Here is a 26,216-nt window from a genome sequence, read left to right as displayed (position 1 = left end):
TTTTTTATTTGGAATTGAAAAAGATCAATCCTTCAAAAGTTCTATCGCTGCTAACACTAAATGAACGTTTTTTGGCCGGCATAGGACCAAAGCCTCATGGCATACTCCCTTTGCCGTCCTTTTCTTGTAAAAACGTTAACTAACTGATGATTCTCCCCCAAGATTTTGCAGGAGCTGATCTCTATATAATTTAGATAAAGGAATCTTATTCCCCGTTACAATTACCTGGTGTTTCTCAATCCGTTCAATTTTCTGTCTGGAAATTATAAACGATTTATGAACACGTAAAAACTGATCTGAAGGGAGTTTTGTCTGCAATTCTGTCAATGTCATGCGCGTGAGCGTATGCTTACCTGTTTCATGCAAGTCAACATAATTGTCTTCCGCTTTGGCATAAACCAAGTTACTAAACTTTATTTGTACCCAATCATGCCCATCTTTTACAAATAAAGCTTGCTCTTCGTCCCTTTTTTTTACGTCGGGCAGTTGAAGTCTGGTTTCAGCAAGCTGACAAGCCTTTAAAAAGCGGGTAAAATTGATTGGCTTTAATAAATAGTCTGTTGCCGCCAACTCAAAACCTTTTAATGCATATTCCGGATAAGCAGTAGTAAAAATGACCTGAATTTCAGGACTTATCATAGCGGCAAATTCAATACCTGAAAGATCAGGCATAGCGATGTCGAGGAACACTAAATCTACACGCTCATTTTTAATATAAAACAGAGCATCTGTGGCACTCAAAAACGTAGCATCAAGCGAAATAAAAGGTATCTTTTCCGCATGGGAACGAATCACATCATGCGCTACAGGCTCATCGTCAACTGCAATTACTTTGATCATTTTACCGGTAATACTTGTTTAAGCTTCTCCATTAGTTCATTCATTTCAAGATCTCTTGCTATAATCACACCTTTAGGATCAATCAGAAAACTCTCTGGAATTTTTCTGATACTATAAAGCTTTGCCACCTCATTTTCCCAATGCTTCAAATCCGAAACCTGGGGCCAACTTAACCCATCATCCTTTATAGCTTTTAACCATGCACCTTTTCCATCTGCAGCATCGAGAGAAATACCCAAGATAGTAAAATTTCTATCTTTAAAATCATTATAAATTTTAACAAGTTCAGGGTTGGCAGCTCTACAAGGTCCACACCAGGAAGCCCAGAAATCAATCAACACATACTTCCCTCTAAATGAGGCCAAATTAACAGGATTGCCTGCAGTATCATTTTGAACAAAAACAGGTGCCAATGCACCGGGATTAAGGTTTTTTTGGTTTGAAAGAAATTTCCGAAATTCCTTACCAGACCGTGTATTCTGCAATCTTAAAGAAAGCCTGTTAAACATTGGCTCAATAACAGCAACATCAGGTAAGATTCCTGCATAGTCCTGCAATGCATTCAATGCAATAAAGCTGTCTGGATTGTCGATAATAAATATCCTTCTAATAGCCTGCTTAACTGAGTTTAAACTGTCTAATTTCTTGTTCAACGCTGAGGTTTTTGGCGCATGAGCTATTTCCGTCAACTTACTGATCTTTTCGATCTCTGCATCAACGGGGCTAAGCATTTGTTCCAGCTTAAGATAATCAGAATTGATGCCCTTGCCAATAAACTTTGCGTCAGCGATTGAACGGCTAGAGGTTTTCAACGCTACTTGCCCTGGATAAATGTACATTCGCAATAAATCCGGTTTTTCAAGTTGTTTTTTAATCATTCCCGATAAACCAATTTTTGTAGTATCGCAAACAAGCGTGCTAAACATGGGTCTATCTATCTTACCCTTAAAAACGAACAATCCATTGTTCTGTGTTGCAGAATCAATTATTCTTTTACCGTATTCTTGGTATAACAGGTAAATCTTAGCCGCTAACGGCATTTTTGTTGCGGTTATTTTAACTGTAAACAAAGAATCTTTGGTCTGAGATACAGAAATGAAGGGGACTGCTGCACCGCAAAGCAGTAACATTACTTTTTTTATCATGATTTGAAAAATTGAATTAGTTATTTAAGAACTGAGTTTCAGCCAAAATGAAACATTATAACCTAAACCGGTATTTTTATGATCTAAACGGTAGTTATCCGGATAAAGGAAATCAAGACGCTTAATTGTATTTTTTATCCCCGTATTGTTTCCGTTGACTTCGACACGGTTCTGAACGATGGTATTAAATACATCCATCTGCAGTTCGTTCCCGGCCACAGCAATCTTTATCTGAACTTCACATTGCGAATCCATACTGATGCCGTACTTAAAAGCATTTTCAATAAACGGGAGGAGCAATAGTGGTGCTATTTTATGATGATAATTATGGTCGTCAAAAACAATTTGAGTGCTAATTTCAATATTATCCTTTACAGGCAAACGTACCTGCTGAAGTTGTAGATAGTTTTCCATAAACTTCAGTTCATCCTGGAGCGGAACAAAATTCTCATGCATTCCATGAATGGTATACCGCATCATATCAGACATCATGTCGATACCCTGAGCGGTGTCTGTGGCCTTTTCTTTTAAAGCAGTGCCGTAAAGGTAATTTAAGGCATTGAACAGAAAATGTGGGTTTAGCTGCGCCTTTAAAGCATGTAATTCATTCTCCGACTGCTGAATCCTTTGAAGCTGCCTGTTTTTACTTTGAAGATAATAATCCCTCACAATTATATAAATAAAAGCGTATGCTGCGATATATAAAATGGGTTCAATAAGAGTTAGTTTAGCTTTTTGGTTGAAAACATGCGGCCGTTCATACACAATTCCCGCAGTTGAGATCATCGCAGTCAATAAACATCCCGCTATAAAAAAGATGAAGTGATATTTTTTGAATATAAATTGTCTTACTACTTCAGTCAACAATACTAAAAGTGCAACAAAGAATAATCTATCATCTGGATTGGTAGCATATTGAACAGCTGTTACAGGTGTACCATCGTCATTTTTGATATAATTTCCCCAAGTATGTACATGATACACATAAGAAATCACACTAATTGCCTTAATACCAATCCACAACGTTAAAAAATGGAGTGTCCAGTTTGTCAGTAGTTTTTTAAGAGCTGTCAACATATTTCTTTTTGATATAGATCAAAGAAAGCAAACTAAAAGAATATTGTGTAATTAATGTGGCAAGTGTTATCAATTATGTGGTGAAATAATAGTGGATATTCCGCTGCATAGTACGCCACGGTTCTGCACTAAAGACTAGGTCTTGTTATCGGTAAGAGATGTAACTCTTGGCCATCAATTACAACTTTACTGGATTAACCACAATATTCGCCTGGGCATCGATTTTCTTCCTATTGGCTATTGCGTTAATGATTTCGTCCAATTCAACGGCTGAAGTCTTAAGGTAGCCCATTAACTCCATTCGTTCAGCTAAATTGCCACAAGTTTCAAGAAGTTCAATAAGGGACATGATCCTGGCAAGTGGAGCCCTTGCCACATGGGATTGCATCCAACTAATTTCATTCAGGTTTTTGTTATGAGCTTCGATTTCCTCCATATAACGGCGTTGCTCGCTTACATCTCTCTGGATACTTATCCAGCTGGACAGTTTCCCTTCTTCGGAGAAAATTGGGGTTAATGAAATACTTACATCATATCGTTTTCCCATTCTGGTGTAGTTTACCAGTTCCACTTTGCAGGAATGTTGTTTTTTTACAGCAGCCTTTAGCCTATTCAATCCTATCTGGCCAGTATGATGGGCATGGAGCATATCTGGTGTGCGACCGATCAGCTCCTGCTTCGAAAACCCTGACATTTCTACCAGCGCATCGTTTACGTAAATGATAACCGGCCTGTACGAGCCATCAGTCACAAGCACACCATCAGAAGTATTCACTACTACTGATTCAAGCATCTTTGACCATTTTTCCTCTTCTTTGCGCTTGGTAATGTCCTGCATAGAACCTATCATTCGATAGGCATGGCCTTTGTCGTTCATTAGCACAAATCCCCTATCGAAAATATGCCTATAGCTACCATCTCCACAACGGAACCTGTATTCATCCTCCCACTTGGTGATGCCCTGTTCAATATGTCTATCCAGTCTTGTTATCACCCTTTGCCTATCCTCCGGGTGAATCTGATCAATCCACCATGCGGCTGTAGTCCTTTCCTTGTCAATGAACTTTAGTATCCCCTTGATGGCCCGGTTCCATACAATAGTTTCTGAAACAAGGTCACAGTCCCAAATGATATCACTGGTCGCTTTTGAAACTATTTTGAACCGTTCAATATTTTCCTGTACGAGCTGCTGGTCCAAGATTCTTTCGGTCACATTCCTGGAGGTACATACGATTCCTTTTACTGCTGGATCATCAAAAAGGTTCGTTGCCCTGGTTTCTATCCAAAGCCATCCGCCAACATGATCGCGGTAGCGGTAGGGAGAAAGCTGGATGCTACGTTCGTCCCAAATACGGGCAGCTTCATGCTCAAGGACTTCCCTATCATCGCGATGAACAAACTCAAAAGCTTCCTTTCCGATAAAAAGCTCAGGTTGCATCCCAAATACCCTTGCTGAGGCCGGACTAACATACTTGTACCTAAAATCAGTATCCAGTATGGTAATCATGTCCGATCCATCCTGCACCAGGGCCCTGAAACGTTGCTCGCTCAAGAACAACGCCTGCTGTGCCTCGAGTTTTTCTGTGATATCGGTGGCCAACACCAATCTTGCATCCCTTCCGTCCACCTTAATGAGGTTGCTGGCAATGTCTACATATATCATTTTTCCACATTTACGTATATGCCTGAAGGTGTTCTGATAGAAACTACCAGTACGGAAATTTTCTCTGACAATGTTCCTAACCCAGGTAATGTCATCATCGGGACGTATCTGATTAATTGACATGGAGAGAAATTCATCCCGAGAATAGCCATAATTGGTAGTTGCGGCTAAGTTAACGTCCAAAAACCGAAGGGTCTTAACATCAAAGGTCCACATCGGCACTGGGGAAAGTTCAAAAAGACTATATAGATCCGTATTTTTCATTTGATATGTTTATGGATGTTAGCGCATAGCTCTTTAAAAAGTAATCGAATACACTCTCATTACCAAGGAATGTTGAACATTGTGCTAATAAATTAACCTAGTTAATAGTTAGGAAGCATTTACGACTGATATAGAATTGTGCTGGGTCACGCGAAAAAGATGGTGAACATGCTGCCTTGGCCAATCTTGCTTTCTACTTCTAATTTCCCGCCAGAGGCATTGATGATCTTTTTTGCAAGATAGAGTCCGATTCCCGTGCCCTCAATATCCTGATGTAATCTTCCATACATTTCAAAAATCCTTCCTAGTCCTTTTTCGTCTATGCCTTTACCATTATCCATAATACTAACAGCTGCCCTACCAGAACTTAGATAGGAACTGATTTTGATCACCGGAGGATCAGCGCCTTTGAACTTTATCGCATTGCAAACCAGATTGAAAAGAATACTTCTTAGGTTCTTTTTGGAAAATTTGAGTTCCTTCACTTCAAGATCTAACTGAATGGTTGCACCTGAAAGCCTTATTTTATCCTCTAGGCTCCATTCCACGTTTCGAACCAGTTCTTCAATGTTTACCAGATCCATTTGGTCTATTTCGCTCTCTATCTTAGCGATAATTGAAATATCAGTAATCAACTGCCTGTAATTTTTGATTGACCTATTGATAAGATTTATTACGTCGAGAAATTTTGGATCAGAAAGGGCGATACTGTTCATCACATCAATACTAGCCTCGATATTTCCTAATGGAGCGAGAAGGTCGTGGGAAGCGGTATGGATAAAATTATCCAGGTCTTCGTTGATCCTTTGCAGGCTTTGGTTCTTTCGGTCAAGCTCAAACTGTATATCCTTGAGTTCTGTAATATCACCAAAGGTAACAATAGTTCCGTTGCGCTTTGTGCCTAATTGCTGTAGATAGGGCATTATCATCATCTGGTACCATCTTCCATCGTTAGTCTGGATTTGCTTGGAGATCGTACTGCCATCTATGGTCACCTGATTTATATCATCCAAGATTGTTTCGAACCTGATATTGGTCGATATATGATAAATCGGCCTACCGATATCGCTTTCCCTTAGATTGATCAGCTTTACTGCTCCCGGGGAAAATTTCATCAGCAGCATTTCGCTGTTTATGAATAGCTGCCCATTGATATTGCTCCTGAAATAATTGTTAAGGTCATCATTGATTTCCAGTAATTCCCTGTTTTTCAGTTGGTAATCTGAATTGATGGTATGCAGCTCCTCATTTACTGACTGCATTTCTTCATTCGTACTCTGCATTTCCTCATTAGCAGATACCAGTTCCTCATTAAAAGATTGCATGTTTTCGTTAGAAGCATCAACCTGCTGATTAAGCTTCTGATGGCTTGCCTTTAACTGCTTTAGCTCATGCTCAAGATCCTGGGTATATTGGTCTTGGTAAGTCTGTCCATTAAAAACAGGGACTTCTTCCCCAGCAGAACCGATGTCCGACGCCTTCAAAATCACCATAAGTACCTCCGATGATTTCGCTGAATTCGGTACCGGAGCAATAGATAGGTCAATATGGACCGTACCTGTAGAACTTTTCATCGGAATTCCCGCAACACTGGTCTGCTGGTCGGTCTGCAAAACCTTTTTAGCTAGTGTATTGAAAGCAACAGCAAGCTGGGGGTGCAACAGTTCTGTTAGGTTGGTATTAAAATTCTCTTGTAAGAGGAATTTTGAAGAATCACCGAAAGACTTGATAACCTGATAGCTCTCGTCTATGAAAATGACAAGGCAACCCATCGTAAGTGCTAAAGTATGGGACATGAACTCTCCGAATTGGGGAATTGACACATTACTTACTTTTAATGATACAGATTTGACTTCTGGAAGCTCTGGAAGAGAAAAGGCATCATAGCTGAGCGACCGTTTGCTCTTGATATTACGGTAGATTTTCCAACGCTTATCTATCGTTTCTAGACTGTCAATGATCGATGTTGGAATCTCACTAGAGCCCAAAAAAAGATAGCCTCTCATTCTAAGCCCAAAGAGCAACATTGAAAAAATCTTTTTTTGAAGTACTGGCATCATGTAGATCAGAAGGTTTCTACAACTTATTAAATGCATATTACAGTAAGGAGGGTTCTTAGCCAGATCATGTTTTGCAAAGATGACCATCTTGCGGATCAATGGGACTACCCTATAGAAACCCCCTTCCTTTACAAAAAAATGTTGTAATCGTTCTGCAGAGATTCCCTTAACTGCCTCTGCTGTATAGATACCTTTAGTTGCAAGCGCCATTGCATCGCCATCCAAATCCGTTGCAAAAATCTTCACTAATATCTCTGCACGAGAGCCAATTAGTTGTTCTGCAATTGAAATTGCGATGGAATAAGCTTCCTCTCCAGAGGCAGAACCTGCCACCCAAACCTTTAGCTCCTCTCCCGCAGCAAGATTATTTAATAGTTCGGGAATTACCTTTGCACTGAGCGTCGCAAAAGCGTCTGCATCTCTGAAGAACCCTGTAACGCTAATCAAGAACTCGCTGGCTAATGTAATAAGTCCTTCGGGCGAGCCTTTAAGAAAATTTAAATATTCTTTTAGTGATGTGTAGTTTTCCTGTGCTGCTCTTTTTTTGATTCTACGTAAGATCGTGGTATGCTTATAACCTGAAAAGTCAAGTGGGGAAATCTTTCCAATCAATGCGATAATTTCCTCGATCATTTCCTGTTCGTCGAAATCCTCAATTAGTTGCTCCCCATGCTCAATAACATAAGTGGCTATTGCAGCGGGCATAAGCTGGGGCTCAAGAATAAAATCGGCCATTCCTGTGGCTATGGCATGAGCAGGCATGCTTGAAAATTCAGAGGTCTCAGGAGTGCGGACGATTATTAGTCCACCATTTTTATGGATGGATACTGCCCCCTGGCTACCGTCAGCACCTAATCCCGAAAGCACTACCCCTATCGCTCTTTGTCCACAGTCTGTGGCAAGCGAGTCAAAAAAAGTGTCAATGGTCATGTGTGGCCCTTTAGATTTGCCTTTATCACTGAGATGTAGTCTACCCTCAACAATGGTCATGAACTTATTACTGGGAATTAGGTAGACAATATTCTGAACTACAAGAACACCTTGGGTAGCCTCTTTGACCTCTAGTTTGCTGTGTCGAGCTAGCAACTCGACCATCCTGCTCTTAAAATCCTGCGGAAGATGCTGCATAATCACGTAGGCTACACCATCAAGCGGGGTGTTGTCGAAAAAGATATTTATCTCATCCATTCCTCCCGCAGAAGCGCCAATAGCAATTATATGTTTTGGAAGATCGTTTATCATGGCAGTTATTTGTTAGGTAGCACAGCAAAACCTGCCGAAAGAAAGGAAACAATCACAAGATAGTTAAATAATTGGAATAAACTATTGTTAGCAAGACTTCCATTGGGAGTCTTGATTATAGTAAGTCAAGAAACACCCGTCTATATTATTTTAAGATCGCAAGAAAAGCTAAGCTGATGCATTAAAATAACTAATTGGGCCCATCTACTGTTATTTACTCGTTATCCGACATCAATATATTCCGGATCCTATCGATATGGATCTGTGAAGCTTCTGCTCTTTCCATCGAAGATTTCGCCGAAGCGCCACTCTGGCTTTTTGAGAATGTGGTCAGAAGATTCCGACGCTCCTCAAACATGCGAAGTGCCGACCACATCGTCTCCTCTATCTTTTTGGTCTGTTCGGAAATCAACACCTTTGCCGTGTAGGAATGTCCGGTATGGCATCGAAACCGAAGCAAGGATCCTTCGCTAATTTGCCAGAGCACTCCTCCGCAGCCGGGGCAGTTGAACGGTACCTGATCACCTAATGCGTTTACTGAAGGAAGGTCACTCAGTACCCTTTCAGCAATTTCAGACTCTCGAACAATGTCTTTTGGAATCTTAACTTGTTTTGGAAGTTTATCCAAAAGAATCCTTGTTAGGGTTACCCCCATCTGAGAAATAGGAATCTTAAAGTCTGCCGTCACTTGACCAAGTGCATTGTTTGGCATATCAGGGTATTCCGCATCAGAAGGATCCTGTACAATACAAATTCCACCACACCTATCAATTGCCATTAGCCCAGCAGTTCCATCATCCAAATAGCCAGTTAATATAATTCCGATGGCCCTATTGCCATAGGCGACGGCCGCCGACCGAAAAAGCGGATCGATCCCAGGTCGGTAGCGGTTTTCTTGAGCTCCTTTTGTTACCATCAATCTTCCGCCAGCACCAACCAGCAAATGATGATCAGGTGATGCAAAATAGATATGCGCAGATTTGGCTTGCATCCCATCCGTAGCATGAATGCATGTCAGCTTGCCAACTGAATTTAATGTGTCTATCAATACGTTGCCCGTAGCATCTGCCGAGATGTGCATTACTACTAAAATCGGTGCAGGAAAATCAATTGGGAGATGTTCAACAAATTCCTTTAGCGCCTCAAGCCCTCCCGCCGAAGTGCCGATCACTACCAATCTGTCCAGATCCTTTACTGCGATTTTCTTTTTAGTGGTTTTCATATTGGCTGGGATTTAATTAAGAATAGTTCACAAGTTGTGAATAGTTATCTAATAAGAAGAAAAGTAAGTAAATTGTTTCATCACCGATGATATCGGCAGTAATCCCTGCAGAATGGAGTATTTAAAAGCGCTGCTTCATTCATACAAATATGGCTGACTTTTAGCCGTTCCATGAATATTTTATAAAATAAAATCATTGACTATCAAATAATTAATGAAAAATCGCACCAAATGCAATGTTCTCCATCAGTATATATTGGGCTCAAAAGAGTTCAAACATAATCTTCTGATCTCCAGTAATTTTAAAAGCCTTTAGCAGGAATACTTTGAACAAGGCTGAGATAGCATAGAAGGCCGATTTTAAATAAAAAAACCGTACTTTGAACAAGTCAAAGTACGGTTTATACCCTAAGCATGCATACTTAGAACAGTACCTAAGAGGAGATTCGAACTCCCACACCCTTGCGGGCGCCAGCCCCTCAAGCTGGTGCGTCTACCAATTTCGCCACCTAGGTAATTATTGTGCGGCAAATATATATTTTATTTACAGAATAATATCAAGCCATCATAGGCTAATTTAATATTATCCGGCAATTCTTTTTCTACCTCCTCATGCAGGCCAAGATTATGGCTAATATGCGTAAAATAAGTAGTCTCTGCATCAATCTTGCGGGCAAAATCAATTGCTTCGGCCAAATTAAAATGCGAGATATGTTGTTCTTTCTGCAAAGCATTTACCACCAACACCTTAGCACCCTTTATCTTTGCGACTGTTTCGTCCGACACAGTTTTTGCATCAGTTATATATACAAAATTACCAATCCGAAAACCCAAAATAGGTAGCTTATAATGCATAATATCCAGCGGCGTAAACCTAGTACCCCCAATGGAAAATTCTTCATTTGATATTGTATGGATGTTAATCTGCGGAAGTCCGGCATACCACACCTCAGAAAAGATATAAGAAAACTCTTTTCTTAAAGCATCCTGAACCCTTTCAGTTGCATAAATATCAATGTTCTTTTTTAGCAGATAATTGAAAGGCCTGATGTCGTCCAGACCCGCTACATGGTCCTTATGCTCATGGGTGAAGACAATGGCATCCAGATCTTTTACACCAGCTCTTAACATCTGATATCGGAAATCAGGGCCGCTATCGATCACAATTGTCTTATCATCTGTTTCAAGCAATACAGATACCCGCAAACGCTTGTTCTTATGATCAGCTGACTGACAAACAATGCAATTGCAGGTAATAACCGGAATTCCCTGTGAAGTACCTGTGCCTAAAAAAGTGATTTTCAAAATAGAATTGTTATCGTCATCTGCCCAAACTTAGATAAACTACCTCAAATCTACAACCTCTACACCGGGATATTTTTTAGTATCAAATGAAAAAGCACTTTCAGCAATTTTCACATTCGGAACAAAAGACTTTATTTCATAAGTATACTTATTTCCGCTCTTTTCAAAGATCACTGCACTGGCAATCTGCTTTGCATTCTTATCTATACTAAGCCTGATCTTAAAATAAGACCTTTTGGTGTCTACCGGAGACAGATCTATCATTTGATAAACCTTACCCCCAATTTTACTTTCACCTGTATACAGGTACTTAAAACCTTGTTCATAAAGCGTAAATATCTTTGCCGGATTTATGGCATCACTGCTATTATCGACATCAGTAACCTGTACTTCCCTGTCTTCCTTAAGATAGGTCCACTGGCTTTTCCCATCACTGATTAGTTCCTGATCCTTCATCACCACTTTATACTTATTGGCATTGGCCTTTACATACAGTGTGCCTTGCTGTGTTTCTTTGATCTTTGCCTGCTGATTGTCGAGGCTGAATACAAATTCGGTCTTAACAATATCATAAGCCCTGTATTTTTTACTGACCTGTGTCAAGATCGATTTAGCCTTTGCATCTGTCTGCGCCTGCAGGGATACTGTAAATCCAATTGCTACTAACAACAACACCATTATCTTTTTCATCTTTTCTTATTTGTTGTTAAGGTTATTCAAGAACTGTTCCAAAGCGTACTCATCGGGTATTAAAACTTCTCTGGCCTTACTTCCTTCAAACGGGCCTACTACCCCTGCGGCTTCCAGCTGATCAATGATCCGGCCGGCCCTGTTATACCCTAGCTTTAGTTTTCGCTGTATCAGTGAAGTGGAACCTTGCTGATGCATGACAATCAGTCTGGCTGCATCTTCAAACATATTATCTCTATCATTCGGATCAAAGTCTAGCTTAGCATTTTCAGCGGCTTCATCTATGTATTCAGGCAATTGATAGGCTTCAGGATAGCCACGCTGTACTCCGATAAAATCAGAGATGCGGTCTACTTCAGGTGTGTCGACAAAAGCACATTGCAACCTGATCAAATCATTTCCGGTAGACAATAACATATCTCCCCTACCAATCAGTTGATCTGCTCCTCCGCTGTCCAGGATCGTTCTGGAGTCTATTTTAGACAATACCCTAAAAGCCAGTCGTGCCGGAAAATTTGCTTTGATAGTACCGGTAATGATATTTACTGATGGGCGCTGTGTAGCCAGCACCAGATGGATTCCCACCGCCCGTGCCAGTTGTGCCAGCCTGGCTATTGGTGTTTCAACTTCTTTTCCTGCAGTCATCATCAGATCAGCAAACTCATCCACAATAAGCACAATATAAGGCAGAAACCTATGCAGGTTGTTTGGATTTAACTTCCGCTTGATGAACTTCTCGTTGTATTCTTTCAAATTCCTTACCTGCGCATCCTTTAACAAATCATAACGCTGATCCATCTCTATGCAAAGTGAATTTAGCGTATTGATCACTTTTTTGGTATCGGTAATGATTGCATCTGCTTCCCCCGGTAGCTTGGCCAGGAAATGGCGTTCTATTTTATTAAACAAGGTAAGCTCCACTTTTTTCGGATCTACCAGCACGAATTTTAGTTGTGACGGGTGTTTCTTATAGAGCAGGGATACTAAAATGGAATTGATACCGACTGACTTACCTTGTCCCGTAGCACCAGCTACCAATAAGTGGGGCATCTTAGCCAGATCAGCAATATAAACTTCATTGGAAATTGTTTTACCCAATGCTATTGGTAGATCCATCGTGGTTTGCTGAAATTTCTCTGTAGCCAGGATACTTCTCATAGAAACCATCTCCGGATGCATATTTGGCACCTCAATTCCAATCGTTCCTTTTCCCGGCATCGGGGCGATGATACGGATTCCCAGGGCAGCCAAACTAAGCGCGATGTCGTCTTCAAGATTTTTGATCTTGGAGATCCTCACCCCCGGTGCCGGAATGATCTCATAAAGTGTCACAGTCGGACCTATGGTCGCCTTTATCTTATCGATCTCGATATTGTAGTGATTTAAGGTCTCTACAATTTTATTCTTGTTCGCTTCCAATTCATCTGCATTCACAGAGATCTTATTCGATCCGTAATTTTCCAGCAGGTCTAAATGCGGGTACTTATAACTTGCCAGGTCTAAAGTTGGGTCATACTGCCCAAACTGCTCAACCAGCTCTTCAGATTTTTTATCTTCTTCTGTCTTCTCAATGGTCAGTTCCGGATCAGCCTTTACCGAGACCTCTACCGCTGCTACTACCTCTAAAGGTTTGTTCATTACATTTACTGCTGGAGTAAATGTGGGAATAATTTCTTCATCCATCGGCTTTTCTTCAAACCTGGATGGCGTGATCACCACATTCTGCTCCTGTCTGGCAGTAGGTTTATAGCGGTCATTCAGGGTAAATTCTACCGCTTCAGAACGCACTTCATTTTCCAGTTCTATATGATCAGGTACATCCGGCACAATGGCTTCTTCCTTTTTACGCTCCGGAAATTTAAAATCAATATTGTAAGCAATAATTAACACCGCAAGTGCAAGAAAAAGAATAATTCCACCTACGCCTGTTACGCCTATTTGTGCAGCCAAAAGCTTATTAGACCAGTAGCCAAACTCACCTTCCAGGAAATGCGGAGCTTTGGTAAAAAAAGAATGGGCAAATCCAAGCGTAAGTGATGTGAACAGCAAAAAGAAAAGACTATAAGCAAATGTTTTTTCAAGTGGAAAGATTTTTACCTTGAAAAGCAAACGGTAGCCAATCACAAAAAAAACAAAAACGAAAAGAAAAGAAGCTACGCCAAACCATTCGTAGATAAACTGATGGGCCAGTAAAGCACCTATTTTACCCAGCCAGTTTTGTACCACAGGAGGTAAATTCACCTGTTGCAGTTCTTCATAGGTCTTAAACAGATTGCTCCAACCCCCATTTGCATCAATAACATAGCTATGATCTTCCTGCCAGGTAAAAAGATAAGAGGTAAAGGCAACAAGAAAATACAATGATACAATGATAAATACTAAGCCAACGATCTTGATAAATCTCCCGTCCTGAAAATCAAACCTGGGCATGATCTCTACCCTTTCTTTTATCTTCCCCGCTCCTGAAGTCCTGGAATGCTGCTTTTCTCCCGGCTCACTTTTAAAAGAATTGGACTTAAATTGATTTCCCCTTACAGACATTTTAATTACTAATATTAATGATCAACAAACTTAGATAAAAGTGCATATCATTTGGTTACACAACAAAAAAAATATTCCGGAATTTTAAACCTTTTTTCTCTGCGCAGGTCAGAACTACATAACAACATGCAAGTTTTGAATTTTAGATATAGTTTTGTTTTAGGTAAGTCCCGCTTGGTGAATCATTAAGCGGGATTTTTTTATAAAACACTACACATCCCATATCCGCAGCCTTATTCTTTTCACATATTGCCTCACATCCAGAACGAGTGCGGCAAGGATATAAAATACAATAGGAAAGCCAACTGCTAAAAATGAAGAATAGATAAAAAAGAGCCGGATCTTACTGATCGACATATTTAAGCGTTCTGCTAAATAGGTGCATACACCAAAACTTTGTTTTTCGAAAAAGGTAACGATCCGCTGAAACATCTTATTTTTTTAATATGTGAATTCCTATACCACAATTTAAACATTTTTTTTGAGAGCAATAGCATTTATTTAATTGAAGTAACGCCTGGGACATAAAAGAATTGTCAGGTCTAATGCCTGAGTCAATATAATAGCCTATGATCGAATTATTTTCTGCTGGCATTTCTTCCAAAAAATCCAGAGCCCGGTCTATGATTTCTTGCCGATCTGTATATCTGCCATATGAAAAAAGGAACAGACATACGGTATTTATGAGGATGTTCTGGACAGATGTCCGGCCCAACTGCAGGTTTACTTTTTTAGTGGTTTTATTAAAGTGGTAGTGTGTTCGCCAGTAGTTGTCGACCGGCAGGTCCTCAAACAATTCATATAGTACCTTTAAATTTTTTATTTCCAGAATCTTTGAAAAAAGATGAGTGGAACTGAAAATCAGTGCGGAGAATTGCGCCAGCCTTATCGTAGGGAAATTCTGCGGCCTCATCCTTAAAAATTTCCAGACAGATACATCTATTGGATCTAGCTGGTATTTCTTCCGCAAAAAGTCATACTCCTTTTTTAACTTCGCCGGATAATCTTCAGCAAAATCCTGAGCTAAAAATCCCGACTGCCCAAATACCAGCGCAGCTATTTGTTTTGGATCATCCTTGTGTTTCGCAAATACCTGACGGGAAACTGAACCCGCCAATAATTCAAACCCATCTGCATTTACTTTAAACCCAAAATTACGGGCCATAAAATGATAAAAGGTTTCATCCCAGTCTCCCTTTAGTACTTCCAGCTGTTCCAACACTTCTGCCGATTTCTGCTCAAACCTTTCTGCAAGTACCCTCGACAAAAACCCAGATATTATAATATCCGGTACGCTACCTATCTGAGGCTGGCAGGGGAACCTGTTGGAGGAAGTAATCATGGTGCTATAAGTAGCAAGCAGCTGCTCATCAAACAAGCCCTTCAGCACCAATACCGGTATAGCACTACCATCTTTTCTGTATACAGGCTTGTCATGATGATAGACCGCATGCAAAATGACTGATTCAAAAGCCCCGTCATGCTGATGCCCGTGCAGCATCCAGTCTGATGATTTAATATGGATCTCTATATTACCTACCCACGTAGTCCCGTCCAGAATCAGCCTCGCCTGACTAAAATCGGGTCCTGCATGCTTATTAAGCAGTCCAGGATTTAAAATCGCCATACTTTTCCCCTCAGTACAAAAAAGCTCCCTGGTATTGAACAACCTGAACTGCCAAATAAAATATAAAAAGTTTTCCTGAAAATCCACCGGCTAACTTAATCTAAATAGACCAAAGTCCACAAGCAAAAGCCTATATTTTTTCTCTTCTGTAGTTTGTAATAAATACACCAAGTATGATCAGTACAGTGGCAATTACAATATCAAAAGTGATCACTTCGTCGAGGATCAGCCAGCCCAGAAACAAGGCAATCACAGTATTGAAATAAGAGAGAATGGAAACATCCGTGGCCGTTACCTTCTTTAAAGCGTAATGATAGCAAAAGTAGCCAACCACTGAACCAAATACAGCCAGGTAAACCACAGCCATCAGGCTGGTGCTGCTCCAGGTAGCTACCGAGGTGTCTCCTGAGACTAAAAAAGCAAGGCCCAACTGTATAATTGCAGAAAAGACAAACTGATAGAACAGGTCGAGAAATATATTTGACGATTGAAATACGTACTTTTTTGTATAAATAGTACCTGCAGCCCACCCGGTAATGGCTATAAACAACAAAAGAATACCTGTTTTATAATTGGGGTCGAGCAGATCATTAATACCATCTCTAAAAATGAAGGCGACACCTAAAAACCCAATCATAAGACCAATAAAGCCTTTCAGCGATGGCTTTTGAAGTCCGATCACTACACTTCCAACGAACACAACTAAAGGGTTTAATGCATTTAACAAAGAAGTTAGTCCGCTGGGTATCGTTTTTTCTGCTGCCGTAGTCATCCCGTTAGCAATGACAATCATTAAAATTGAGACCAGCAACTGTCGCCTCATGTAGGGCCAGTCCATCCATTTCAGTTCTTTTTTCCGAAGCAATATGATCAGCAAAATTAATGACGCTATGGTCTGTCTGATGGCCGTAACAAACCAGGGGGGTATAGTCTCTACCGCCACGCGGATACCCAGATAGGTAGTGCCCCATACAATGGCTACGCCCATCAAGGCAAAAATTAACTTGTAATCGGGGGTTTTAATCATATCAATCCTGCAGATAACAAGATCTGCTCCATTTCCTGCTGAAGTTTTAATGCTTCCTCTCTCGCTTTTTCTGCAAAATCTGGGCCATTACCGGCATAGATAATTGACCTCGCTGAGTTAACCAGCAAGCCACATTCTTTGTTCAACCCGTATTTGCAAACCTCGGCTAAACTACCTCCCTGTGCACCGATGCCCGGAACAAGCAAAAAATTATCAGGGGCCAGCCTGCGTATATTTTCAAATTCAGCACCCCTGGTAGCACCTACCACATACATCAGCTGCCCGCTATCTGCCCATTCAGAAGAAATCCTGATCACTTCCTCATAAAGCATCCCCTGGGGGGTACTATGAAGCTGAAAATCACTATGCCCTGCATTGGATGTAAGGGCCAGCAGGATTACCCATTTATCTTTATAGCTGAGAAACGGACCCACTGAATCTTTACCCATATATGGAGCTACCGTAATGGCATCAAAACTCATCTGGGATTTCGATTCATTAAAAAAAGCATCTGCATACATAGCCGATGTATTTCCTATGTCACCCCGTTTTGCATCGGCAATACTAAAAATATCTTTAGGCATATATTCCCAGGTCCTGATCAGACTTTCCCAGCCTTTTAACCCCATTGATTCAAAAAAAGCAGTGTTTGGTTTGTATGCTACGCAAAGATCTTTAGTTGCATCTATGATCTGCTTATTAAACTCCAGTACCGGATTATCATATTTCAACAGGTGCTTGGGAATATTTTCCAAAACAGGATCAAGTCCCACACATAAAAAAGATCTCTTATTTTTGATTTGCTCAAATAACTGCGCTTTGTTCATCAGGAGGTAAATTTGAGTGCAAAGATGCCAAATTTAGCAGTCAATTAAAACCCGTTTTGAAAATTTGAGCGCAAAATATTTTAAACAATTTTAAATTTTTCTTGGAGATTAGATTACAAATACATACAATTGCAACATAATTCTCTAAAAGTATATCTGATCATTCCAGAAAATCCCGTAAAAATTTGTCTTTAACTGTGTTTTATAGCTGTATTTTCTGCTTTGGTCTATTGGTAAATGCTTTTTTAAAAAATTTCTCTACAACTATATAATGTTTAATAAAACAGAATTAAATGAAAAACTCACTGCCGAACTGCGTGAGATTGCAAAAGCCCAGGGTATCTTAAACGCCGATGAATTACGCAAGGCCGAATTGGTGGAGATTATTGCTCAGATCACCGAGCAGGAAGTCGTAGCTGAGCCTGCTGATGCTGCTGTCAAAGCTTCGCCTAAGGTAAAAGCAGTAAAAGAAGGTTCGTCAGAAAAACCTACCCGCAAGAGAACAAGGATTGTTGCACCTAAAGAGACAGAAAGTAATGTAATCAAACCTTTCAACAGAGCTTCTTTATTTGATACACTTCCGGGTGCAGAAGAACGGCAGGAAGAAGTTGCTGTTACAGAGGTCGAGCCTGAGATAGAAGTCCCTGCAGAAGTAACTGAAGCTGAAGCTCCGGCAGCTACAAATGCTGCAGCACCGGCTCCAAATTCCATACAGGCTTTCGAAAGTAAAAAGAACAGGCATCCCGAAAACAGGCCTAAAAATCCAAATAACAGCAATCAACAGAAACAAACCGAAAACAGCTATTCCAATCTTGATTTCGACAATACCATTACCAACGAAGGTGTTTTAGAAATTATGCCCGATGGTTATGGTTTCTTAAGATCTGCGGATTACAATTACCTGTCTTCGCCTGATGATATTTATGTATCCCAATCTCAGATCAAACTATTTGGCCTGAAAACCGGTGATACTGTTAAGGGCAGTATCCGTCCGCCAAAAGAAGGGGAAAAATATTTCCCATTGGTAAGGGTAGAGACCATCAACGGCCGTTTACCTGCTGATGTAAGGGACCGTGTCCCTTTTGACTACCTTACTCCTTTGTTCCCTACCGAAAAGTTAAATCTTTTCACAGATGCAAACAATTATTCCACCCGTATAATAGACCTGTTCACCCCAATTGGTAAAGGTCAGCGCGGACTGATCGTAGCACAGCCTAAAACAGGTAAAACCAATTTACTGAAAGAAGTAGCGAATGCAATTGCCAAAAACCACCCTGAGGTATACCTGATCATCCTGCTGATAGACGAACGTCCGGAAGAGGTAACTGACATGGCCAGAAGTGTTAGGGCTGAAGTAATTGCTTCTACTTTTGATGAACCTGCTGAACGCCACGTTAAGATTGCCAATATTGTATTGGAAAAAGCAAAACGCCTGGTCGAATGCGGACATGATGTAGTCATTCTTTTAGATTCAATTACCCGTTTAGCCAGAGCATACAATACTACGGCTCCTGCGTCCGGAAAAATCCTTTCAGGTGGTGTAGATGCCAATGCATTACACAAACCTAAGCGCTTCTTTGGTGCTGCACGTAACATTGAAAAGGGAGGCTCACTGACCATCCTTGCTACAGCGCTGACAGAGACCGGATCTAAAATGGATGAGGTGATCTTTGAAGAATTTAAAGGTACTGGTAATATGGAACTTCAGTTAGACCGTAAATTGTCTAACAAACGAATCTTCCCTGCTATCGACATTACTTCGTCAAGCACAAGAAGAGACGACCTGTTGTACGGAAAAGATACTTTACAACGTATCTGGATCCTGCGCAACTACATTGCTGACATGAATGCTCAGGAATCAATGGAGTTTGTTCAGAAACAGATCAAGAATACCAGATCTAATGAAGAATTTTTAATGTCAATGAATAGCTAATTCATGATTAAAAAACATATCCCGAATGCAGTTACCTGCGCCAATCTTTTTTCAGGCTGCATCGGGATTGTTTATGCCTTTAACGGAGATCTTGAAACCGCTGCGTACTTTGTATTGCTATCCGGAATATTCGATTTCTTTGATGGGTTTGCCGCTCGTGCATTGAATGTAAAATCGCCGATTGGCAAAGAACTTGATTCACTGGCAGACATGGTCAGCTTTGGCTTCCTTCCCGGTGTGGTCATGTACCAGCTGCTCGGAAAAAGCGACTATAACGCTCCGTACCTACCTTATCTAGGGTTCTTTATCACCCTATTTTCTGCCTTACGCCTGGCCAAGTTCAATATAGATACACGGCAAACGGAAGATTTTATTGGCTTAAATACGCCAATGAATACCCTGTTCATAGTCTCCCTGCCCTTCATACAAAAGGATTATCCGGACATCGTCAATGCCACTATATTTTTGCTTACACTCACAGCACTGCTGAGCTGGCTGCTGGTGAGCGAGATCAGGATATTTTCTTTGAAATTCAGTTCTGTAAACTGGCGACAAAACAAGCTGAAATACGTATTTCTGATCTTATCAGCCTTATTGATACCTTTTCTGAAATTTGCTGCTGTCCCCTTTATACTGGTTTTATACATAGGCCTGTCAATCCTCCATTTCCGGAAAATCCCTGTAGCTTAAATCAGGCTATTTAGAAAGTTCAACCTTTGCCTTATCCAATTGCCCGTACAGTATTTCGGTAAAACTGATTACTTCTTCACAGGCGCTGGTCACTGCAGCCTCATCAACATTAGTTTCACGTGCACCCTGCTCTATCATCTGCATATGATCTTTGGCATCTTCCCTGCCCAAATAAGCAAAAGTCGGTTTAATCTTGTGTGCACAGCTTGATACCCTGGCCCAGTCTTTTGCATTCAAAGCCTGCTGCAGTTCTGTAATATATAGCGGTGTCTGCTCTTTAAACACATCTATCATTTCAATAATAAATTCAGTACTATCACCGGTCATTTCTCTTAGATAAGAAAGATCCAGCGGCTCATTATTTTTACTATAGTCAATCATGTAAATCAAACTTAGGTAAAAGAGAATTAATTTTTATTATACATGCAAAATATTACACTTAAAATTTTGATACTGATAAATTATCAGTTAAGCTTTCCAAAAGTTCTGATACACTTTTATTAAGTAGAGGATGCACCAGATTTCCGGCAATCTCTGCAAGGGGTACCAGTACAAACTTTCTGAACTGCATCTGCGGATGGGGTATATGCAGTACATCTGCAATGTTTACAACTTCCTCAGCGAACAGGATAATATCGATATCTATCAACCGGGATCCCCATTTTTCATGCCTCACCCTACCCAATCCTTTTTCTATGTCAAGTGCCTTTTGCAACACCAACATCGGAGAAAGCATAGTCTCTACCCCTACTGCTGCATTTACAAAAGCCGGCTGGTCTTCCTTGCCCCAGGCAGCAGTTTCATAAAAGGATGAGATCGCAAATACATTCCCAATTTCAACTTTGATCTGCTCAATCGCCGACCTGATCAACTGGTTTCTTCCCCCAAGGTTACTGCCAAGTAACAAATAAACTTTTTTGCTATCCAATACCATATCCAAGCCAAGGGCTAATATTTTACTTATATTTACAAATTAAATACTTAACTGCCACATGAGAGAATTTTTCAAGTATGTTTTTGCAACTGTTTTAGGAGTGATCATCTCTCTTGGACTTTTTTTAGTCGTTTTTATTGCAGTTATAGTTGGCCTCGTTTCTTCATTAGACAATGATAAACCGGTTAACGTAACCAGCAACTCTGTGCTTTATCTGAATCTTGATCAGGCTATTATCGAACGTACCCCCGACGATAAATTTGCGAACTTACCAATTGTGGGTTCCAACGGAGATAAAAGCATCGGCTTTAACGACATCATCAAATCTTTAAAGAAAGCAAAGACAGATGACAACATCGATTGCATCTATCTGAGTGTTACGTCTCCCAATGCTGGTTTTGCCACCATGCGGGAAGTCAGAAATGCTTTACTGGATTTTAAAAGCGGTGGAAAAAAGATCATTGCCTACAGTGAGGTTTATACGCAGGGTGCCTATTACCTTGCTTCGGCAGCCGACAAAGTATACCTTAATCCTGAAGGAGCGTTAGAACTAAAGGGTCTTAGTGCAAAGCTTATGTTCTTTAAAGGGGCGCTGGATAAATTAGGAATAGAAGCCCAAATCATTAGAGTGGGCAACTATAAAAGTGCTGTTGAGCCTTTTATGAATGATAAAATGAGCGATAAGAACCGTGAGCAGGTTACTGCTTACCTTGGAGGATTATACAATACTTTTCTGGAAGGCATCTCGCAAACAAGAAAGATCAGCACTGCAAATCTTCACCTGATAGCCAACGATTATAAAATACAGCAACCTAAAGATGCGCTGGCATACAAACTGGTCGACGGACTTAAATATAAGGACGAAGTACTTGATGAGCTAAAAGAACTGAGCGGCATAGATAAATCAAAAAACATCACCAGTGTCAGCATCAATGACTATGCTAAAAGCCTCCCTAAAAACACTGATTATTCCATCAAAAATAAAGTAGCAGTCATCTACGCCAATGGTGACATCATGGGTGGCGAAGGTTCTGACGAAGTCATAGGATCAGAGCGCATCTCCAGAACCATCAGAAAAGCACGCATGGATTCTAGCATTAAAGCCATTGTACTTAGGGTCAACTCACCAGGAGGCAGTGCCCTTGCATCTGACGTCATCTGGAGAGAGATCGTTCTTACCAAAAAGGTTAAGCCAGTTATCGCCTCATTTGGTGATGTGGCCGCCTCTGGCGGATATTACATTGCCTGTGCAGCAGACTCTATCTTTGTGCAGCCCAATACCATTACAGGCTCTATCGGTGTATTTGGTGTGATACCAAATTTTCAAAATCTCCTCAACAATAAGCTTGGTATCACATTTGACGGGGTAAAAACCGGACAGTATGCTGACATCATGAGTACCAACAGACCACTTACGCCGGGCGAGCGCCTGATCATCCAAAATAGTGTAAACCGTATATACGACAGCTTTATCAGTCGTGTGGCCGATGGACGTAAAAAATCTAAATCCTACATCGACAGCATAGGAGGCGGCAGGGTTTGGATTGGCACCGATGCAGTTAAGATCGGACTGGCCGACAGGACAGGAAGTTTCAACGATGCCATCGTAGCAGCCGCTAAAAAAGCTAAGATCAAAGAATACAGAACTGTAGAATATCCGGAAATAATTGATCCGCTAAAACAGTTAATGGAGCATGGAACTGATAAAGTAAAGACTTATTTTGCCAAACAAGAGCTGGGCGACAACTATAACCTGTATCGTCAGCTAAAATCCGCGATCTCCAAATCAGGGATTCAAACCAGGATGCCATTCGAAATTACTGTACAATAGTTCCATAACTATTGTACTTTTTCTAATTTAGCGCTATGGAAAACAAAACCATTGCCCGTACGTTGCGCCTGCTGTCACAATTGATGGAACTTCATAATGAAAATCCCTTCAAGATCAAATCTATCGCAAATGCTGCTTTTAAGGTAGACAAACTTCCATTTGCTATAAAAACTAAAAACCTGGAAGAGATCGGACAGGTGGACGGTCTTGGCAAAAGCATTTCTGCTAAAGTATGGGAATTGCTGCAAACAGGTACGATGGCCGAATTGCATGCCATGCTTGCTGAAACTCCTGAAGGCATCGTTGAAATGCTGAGCATCAAAGGCATTGGGCCTAAAAAGATCCTGGTGATCTGGAAAGACCTCGGTATAGAGACCATCGGAGAACTTTATTACGCCTGTAATGAAAACAGACTAATTGAAGCTAAGGGCTTTGGTTTGAAAACCCAGGAAGAGATCAGGAAACTGATTGAATTTAAAATGGCCGCATCCGGCAAATTCCTGTTCTCACAGGCCGAGTTACTGGCCGGCAAACTACACGAGGACCTCGCCATATGGCTTAACGGAATCAGTGGCGAGCCCCTTTTGGGTATTGCAGGCAGTTACCGCCGGTGCCTGGAAATAATCGAAGAAATTGAATTCGTAGCCGGAGCAGAAAACACGGAAGAACTTTACCTAAAGCTCCCTGAATTTGAACCCATCGCTTTTGAGAGACAAGATGATGGAACCTGCACCGCAACAAGTCCTTTCGGATTAAAGATCATACTCCATGTAGTTAAAAAAGCTGACTTCTACCTTAACTGGTTCAGGCATACAGGCAATGAACAGCATGTTGCTGAAGTTTTGAAAATTGCCGGTGAAGGGCCATTCAGTGGCGAGCAGGACATATATCAAAAGGCAGGACTTGCCTTCGTAGCTCCTGAGCTAAGGGAAGGACTGGATGAAGTACAGCTTGCTAAAGAAAATAAACTTCCAGTGTTGATCGAATATCGGGACCTGAAAGGTGCGCTTCACAACCATTCTACCTGGAGTGACGGCGTCCATACCCTCGAGGAAATGGCCCTGTATGCTAAGGATCACCTGCAATTGGAATACTTCGGCATCTGCGACCATTCCAAGTCTGCTTTTTATGCCAATGGCTTAAATGAACAGCGCGTATTTGGTCAGCACCAGGAGATTGATGCGCTGAACGCACGGCTTGCACCCTTCCGTATTTTTAAAGGCATAGAAAGCGACATACTGTATGACGGTGCCCTGGACTATCCTGATGAAATTCTTAAGACATTCGACTTTGTTGTTGCCTCTGTGCACAGCATTCTCCGTATGGATGAGCAAAAAGCTACCGCAAGGCTTATCAAAGCAATTGAAAATCCATACACTACTATCCTGGGCCACCCTACCGGCCGGCTCCTGCTCAGCAGGAAGGGATATCCCATCGATTATTCCAAAGTGATAGATGCCTGTGCAGCAAATAATGTTGTCATAGAGATCAATGCAAATCCTTTACGCTTAGACCTCGACTGGCGCTGGCATCGCTATGCGCTTGAAAAAGGCATATTACTTTCTATAAATCCAGATGCGCACAGGACCGAAGGGTTTCACGACATGCGTTATGGCGTATTTATTGGTCGAAAAGGTGGCTTAACAGCTAAACAATGTTTAAATGCATACTCCCTGACCGAGATCACAAACCTGTTTGCCAACAGGATCAGTAATATTTAACCGTTATACCTATATTTGACCATTCATACGCAAACATGCTAGCAGACAAATTATATCAAGCCTATCATAACAATCCTGCCCCCAATATATTGGTAATAGGCGACCTGATGCTTGATCACTATATTTTTGGTTCGGCAAACAGACTCTCTCCGGAAGCACCTGTTCCAATTGTGAACGTAAATAAAGAAACTAAAATTATTGGAGGGGCAGCCAATGTGGCCAGTAATTTAATTGAACTTGGAGCTAAAGTACAACTGGCAGGCCTAATTGGTGATGACGTACCTGGAGAAGAGATCAAATCACTGTTAGCTGCTAAAAACATCGGTACCTCCCTCATTATAAAAGATCAAAGCAGGATAACCACAGTAAAAACCAGGATCATTGCCGGCACTCACCAGATTGTGAGGATAGACAACGAAGACATTCATGATATTTTACCTGATCTGGAAACGCGCTTTATCAATTCATTATCAGACCATATTGAGCATGCAGATCTGGTAATCCTTTCTGATTACAATAAAGGACTGCTTACCCATTCCATTTCGCTAAAGATCATCCATCTTTGCAACACCTTAAACAAAAGGGTCATCGTAGACCCTAAAGGATTGGATTATAGCAAATACCAGGGCGCTTTTATCATTAAGCCAAACCGGAAAGAACTGGCTGAAGCTTCAAAAACTGAGCGGATAAATACAGAAGAGGCTTTAATTAAAGCGGCAAATGTAATTTTAAATGCAACAGATGCCAGCTATTTAATTGTAACGCTCTCCGAGGCGGGTATTGCCATTATCAGCAAAAAGAATTGTAAGGTCATTCCTGTTGTAGCAACAGAAGTATATGATGTAACGGGCGCTGGTGATACCGTTATCGCCACATTGTCTTATTGTCTGGCCCTGGGCTTTAACATTGAAGAAGCTTCAATGGTGGCAAATTATGCTGCTTCAATTGTCATCAAACATATTGGAAGTGCTACCACTACCACCGATGAAATTATTAGATCCCTAAAAAATAATTAATACCTTATGGTAATAGAAGAACTAAATTATCATAAACAGACCATCGACAGGGTCATCGCTACCCTAGTTCCACAAATTGAAGCTGGCTGTGAATTAATTACACAGGTGATTTCTTCAGGTGGGAAGGTATTACTGGCCGGAAACGGCGGAAGTGCCGCCGATGCCCAGCACATTGCAGCCGAACTTACCGGCAGGTTTGTTAAAGAGCGTAGGGCCTTACCGGCTATCGCGCTAACGGTAGATACTTCTGCACTAACCGCAATAAGTAACGATTATGGTTTTGAAAGGGTTTTTGAACGCCAGATTGAAGCACTCGCAAATCCCTCAGACCTGTTTATCGCCATCTCCACAAGCGGTAACAGCCCAAATATCCTAAATGCCCTGCGTGCTGCAAAATCCATTGGCTGCAAAACGATTGGCTTATCAGGCAAAAATGGCGGTGGTATGAATGAACTGTGCGACATTAACATTGTCATCCCCGAAGATAACACTGCCAGGATACAGGAAATGCACATCCTTGTCGGGCATATTTTTTGCACAGCAGTAGATCAATTATATTAA

At 41.0% G+C, this 26,216-nt stretch carries 21 protein-coding genes and 1 tRNA gene; 6 read left to right on the top strand and 16 right to left on the bottom strand.

All coding sequences use genetic code 11. The features are described 5' to 3' along the window. Positions 1-135: 135 nt before the first annotated feature. The 14 genes from EZ437_RS14820 to pyrF all read right to left on the bottom strand — a co-directional run bounded on the left by EZ437_RS14820 (position 136) and on the right by pyrF (position 17,530). Positions 136-840 (bottom strand): LytR/AlgR family response regulator transcription factor, encoded by a 705-nt coding sequence (locus tag EZ437_RS14820; protein ID WP_131596840.1) that lies wholly within the window; start codon positions 838-840, stop codon positions 136-138. Continuing rightward, positions 837-1,985: a TlpA disulfide reductase family protein gene (locus EZ437_RS14815; protein WP_131596839.1), complete on the bottom strand. Its 1,149-nt coding sequence runs from the start codon at positions 1,983-1,985 to the stop codon at positions 837-839. The genes EZ437_RS14820 and EZ437_RS14815 overlap by 4 nt, the downstream gene beginning before the upstream one ends. A gap of 24 nt (positions 1,986-2,009) precedes the next feature. Then, on the bottom strand, positions 2,010-3,062 hold the full coding sequence (locus tag EZ437_RS14810) for a sensor histidine kinase (protein WP_131596838.1): 1,053 nt from the start codon (positions 3,060-3,062) through the stop codon (positions 2,010-2,012). A 178-nt stretch (positions 3,063-3,240) separates the two neighbouring features. Next, positions 3,241-4,989 (bottom strand): PAS domain-containing protein, encoded by a 1,749-nt coding sequence (locus tag EZ437_RS14805; protein WP_131596837.1) that lies wholly within the window; start codon positions 4,987-4,989, stop codon positions 3,241-3,243. A gap of 146 nt (positions 4,990-5,135) precedes the next feature. After that, complete coding sequence (locus EZ437_RS14800; RefSeq protein WP_131596836.1) at positions 5,136-8,291, bottom strand: chemotaxis protein CheB; 3,156 nt, start codon at positions 8,289-8,291, stop codon at positions 5,136-5,138. Positions 8,292-8,505: 214 nt separating this feature from the next. Next, a complete protein-coding gene (locus tag EZ437_RS14795) occupies positions 8,506-9,513 on the bottom strand; it encodes a chemotaxis protein CheB (RefSeq protein WP_131596835.1) in 1,008 nt (335 codons plus the stop codon). A gap of 431 nt (positions 9,514-9,944) precedes the next feature. After that, positions 9,945-10,028, bottom strand: a tRNA-Leu gene (locus EZ437_RS14790). A 25-nt stretch (positions 10,029-10,053) separates the two neighbouring features. Further along, positions 10,054-10,818, bottom strand: a complete 765-nt coding sequence (locus tag EZ437_RS14785) for an MBL fold metallo-hydrolase (protein ID WP_131596834.1) — start codon at positions 10,816-10,818, stop codon at positions 10,054-10,056. Positions 10,819-10,857: 39 nt separating this feature from the next. After that, positions 10,858-11,508, bottom strand: a complete 651-nt coding sequence (locus tag EZ437_RS14780; RefSeq protein ID WP_131596833.1) for a LolA family protein — start codon at positions 11,506-11,508, stop codon at positions 10,858-10,860. Positions 11,509-11,514: 6 nt separating this feature from the next. Then, positions 11,515-14,049, bottom strand: a complete 2,535-nt coding sequence (locus EZ437_RS14775) for an FtsK/SpoIIIE family DNA translocase (RefSeq protein WP_131596832.1) — start codon at positions 14,047-14,049, stop codon at positions 11,515-11,517. 210 nt (positions 14,050-14,259) lie between these two features. Continuing rightward, positions 14,260-14,481, bottom strand: a complete 222-nt coding sequence (locus EZ437_RS14770; RefSeq protein ID WP_131596831.1) for a PspC domain-containing protein — start codon at positions 14,479-14,481, stop codon at positions 14,260-14,262. Position 14,482: 1 nt separating this feature from the next. Then, positions 14,483-15,763 carry a DUF2851 family protein gene (locus tag EZ437_RS14765; RefSeq protein ID WP_131596830.1) on the bottom strand — a complete coding sequence of 427 codons (1,281 nt, stop codon included), beginning with the start codon at positions 15,761-15,763 and terminating at the stop codon, positions 14,483-14,485. A gap of 43 nt (positions 15,764-15,806) precedes the next feature. Then, positions 15,807-16,703: a DMT family transporter gene (locus EZ437_RS14760; RefSeq protein ID WP_131596829.1), complete on the bottom strand. Its 897-nt coding sequence runs from the start codon at positions 16,701-16,703 to the stop codon at positions 15,807-15,809. Beyond that, positions 16,700-17,530, bottom strand: a complete 831-nt coding sequence (pyrF, locus tag EZ437_RS14755; protein ID WP_131596828.1) for an orotidine-5'-phosphate decarboxylase — start codon at positions 17,528-17,530, stop codon at positions 16,700-16,702. Before pyrF ends, EZ437_RS14760 begins: the two co-directional genes overlap by 4 nt. A 271-nt stretch (positions 17,531-17,801) precedes the next feature. On the opposite strand from pyrF, the gene rho reads away from it, so the two are divergent. Together rho and pssA are read left to right on the top strand one after the other, a co-directional pair. Next, entirely contained in the window at positions 17,802-19,463 is a 1,662-nt protein-coding gene (rho, locus tag EZ437_RS14750; protein ID WP_131596827.1) for a transcription termination factor Rho, read from the top strand. Positions 19,464-19,466: 3 nt separating this feature from the next. Next, positions 19,467-20,153, top strand: coding sequence for a CDP-diacylglycerol--serine O-phosphatidyltransferase (pssA, locus tag EZ437_RS14745; protein ID WP_131596826.1), 687 nt, complete (start codon positions 19,467-19,469; stop codon positions 20,151-20,153). A gap of 6 nt (positions 20,154-20,159) precedes the next feature. Here pssA and EZ437_RS14740 read toward each other — a convergent pair whose 3' ends face one another. Both EZ437_RS14740 and folK read right to left on the bottom strand, forming a co-directional pair. Further along, positions 20,160-20,534: an Hpt domain-containing protein gene (locus EZ437_RS14740; protein ID WP_131596825.1), complete on the bottom strand. Its 375-nt coding sequence runs from the start codon at positions 20,532-20,534 to the stop codon at positions 20,160-20,162. Positions 20,535-20,592: 58 nt separating this feature from the next. Beyond that, entirely contained in the window at positions 20,593-21,087 is a 495-nt protein-coding gene (gene folK, locus EZ437_RS14735; protein ID WP_131596824.1) for a 2-amino-4-hydroxy-6-hydroxymethyldihydropteridine diphosphokinase, read from the bottom strand. 58 nt (positions 21,088-21,145) lie between these two features. On the opposite strand from folK, the gene sppA reads away from it, so the two are divergent. From sppA to EZ437_RS14715, 4 genes are read left to right on the top strand one after another with little or no spacing between them, the layout of a single operon-like run. Next, positions 21,146-22,918, top strand: a complete 1,773-nt coding sequence (sppA, locus tag EZ437_RS14730; RefSeq protein ID WP_131596823.1) for a signal peptide peptidase SppA — start codon at positions 21,146-21,148, stop codon at positions 22,916-22,918. 35 nt (positions 22,919-22,953) lie between these two features. Further along, positions 22,954-24,639, top strand: coding sequence for a DNA polymerase/3'-5' exonuclease PolX (locus tag EZ437_RS14725; RefSeq protein WP_131596822.1), 1,686 nt, complete (start codon positions 22,954-22,956; stop codon positions 24,637-24,639). 35 nt (positions 24,640-24,674) lie between these two features. Next, complete coding sequence (gene rfaE1 / locus EZ437_RS14720; protein ID WP_131596821.1) at positions 24,675-25,655, top strand: D-glycero-beta-D-manno-heptose-7-phosphate kinase; 981 nt, start codon at positions 24,675-24,677, stop codon at positions 25,653-25,655. Between the two features lie 6 nt (positions 25,656-25,661). Beyond that, positions 25,662-26,216: a D-sedoheptulose 7-phosphate isomerase gene (locus EZ437_RS14715; protein WP_131596820.1), complete on the top strand. Its 555-nt coding sequence runs from the start codon at positions 25,662-25,664 to the stop codon at positions 26,214-26,216.

Origin of the sequence: Pedobacter psychroterrae (assembly GCF_004331695.1) — a bacterium.
GTDB classification, from domain to species: domain Bacteria; phylum Bacteroidota; class Bacteroidia; order Sphingobacteriales; family Sphingobacteriaceae; genus Pedobacter; species Pedobacter psychroterrae.
Note: the sequence above shows the minus strand (reverse complement) of the source record. Positions and strands in the feature narration are given on the sequence as shown.

Coding starts and splice junctions, on each gene's coding strand:
- EZ437_RS14715 (WP_131596820.1), top strand. CDS start 25,662: ATGGTAATAGAAGAACTAAATTATCATAAACAGACCATCGACAGGGTC.
- EZ437_RS14800 (WP_131596836.1), bottom strand. CDS start 8,291: ATGATAAACGATCTTCCAAAACATATAATTGCTATTGGCGCTTCTGCG.
- EZ437_RS14820 (WP_131596840.1), bottom strand. CDS start 840: ATGATCAAAGTAATTGCAGTTGACGATGAGCCTGTAGCGCATGATGTG.
- EZ437_RS14725 (WP_131596822.1), top strand. CDS start 22,954: ATGGAAAACAAAACCATTGCCCGTACGTTGCGCCTGCTGTCACAATTG.
- EZ437_RS14810 (WP_131596838.1), bottom strand. CDS start 3,062: ATGTTGACAGCTCTTAAAAAACTACTGACAAACTGGACACTCCATTTT.
- sppA (WP_131596823.1), top strand. CDS start 21,146: ATGAGAGAATTTTTCAAGTATGTTTTTGCAACTGTTTTAGGAGTGATC.
- EZ437_RS14770 (WP_131596831.1), bottom strand. CDS start 14,481: ATGTTTCAGCGGATCGTTACCTTTTTCGAAAAACAAAGTTTTGGTGTA.
- rho (WP_131596827.1), top strand. CDS start 17,802: ATGTTTAATAAAACAGAATTAAATGAAAAACTCACTGCCGAACTGCGT.
- EZ437_RS14760 (WP_131596829.1), bottom strand. CDS start 16,703: ATGATTAAAACCCCCGATTACAAGTTAATTTTTGCCTTGATGGGCGTA.
- EZ437_RS14740 (WP_131596825.1), bottom strand. CDS start 20,534: ATGATTGACTATAGTAAAAATAATGAGCCGCTGGATCTTTCTTATCTA.
- folK (WP_131596824.1), bottom strand. CDS start 21,087: ATGGTATTGGATAGCAAAAAAGTTTATTTGTTACTTGGCAGTAACCTT.
- EZ437_RS14795 (WP_131596835.1), bottom strand. CDS start 9,513: ATGAAAACCACTAAAAAGAAAATCGCAGTAAAGGATCTGGACAGATTG.
- rfaE1 (WP_131596821.1), top strand. CDS start 24,675: ATGCTAGCAGACAAATTATATCAAGCCTATCATAACAATCCTGCCCCC.
- EZ437_RS14815 (WP_131596839.1), bottom strand. CDS start 1,985: ATGATAAAAAAAGTAATGTTACTGCTTTGCGGTGCAGCAGTCCCCTTC.
- EZ437_RS14780 (WP_131596833.1), bottom strand. CDS start 11,508: ATGAAAAAGATAATGGTGTTGTTGTTAGTAGCAATTGGATTTACAGTA.
- pssA (WP_131596826.1), top strand. CDS start 19,467: ATGATTAAAAAACATATCCCGAATGCAGTTACCTGCGCCAATCTTTTT.
- EZ437_RS14805 (WP_131596837.1), bottom strand. CDS start 4,989: ATGAAAAATACGGATCTATATAGTCTTTTTGAACTTTCCCCAGTGCCG.
- pyrF (WP_131596828.1), bottom strand. CDS start 17,530: ATGAACAAAGCGCAGTTATTTGAGCAAATCAAAAATAAGAGATCTTTT.
- EZ437_RS14775 (WP_131596832.1), bottom strand. CDS start 14,049: ATGTCTGTAAGGGGAAATCAATTTAAGTCCAATTCTTTTAAAAGTGAG.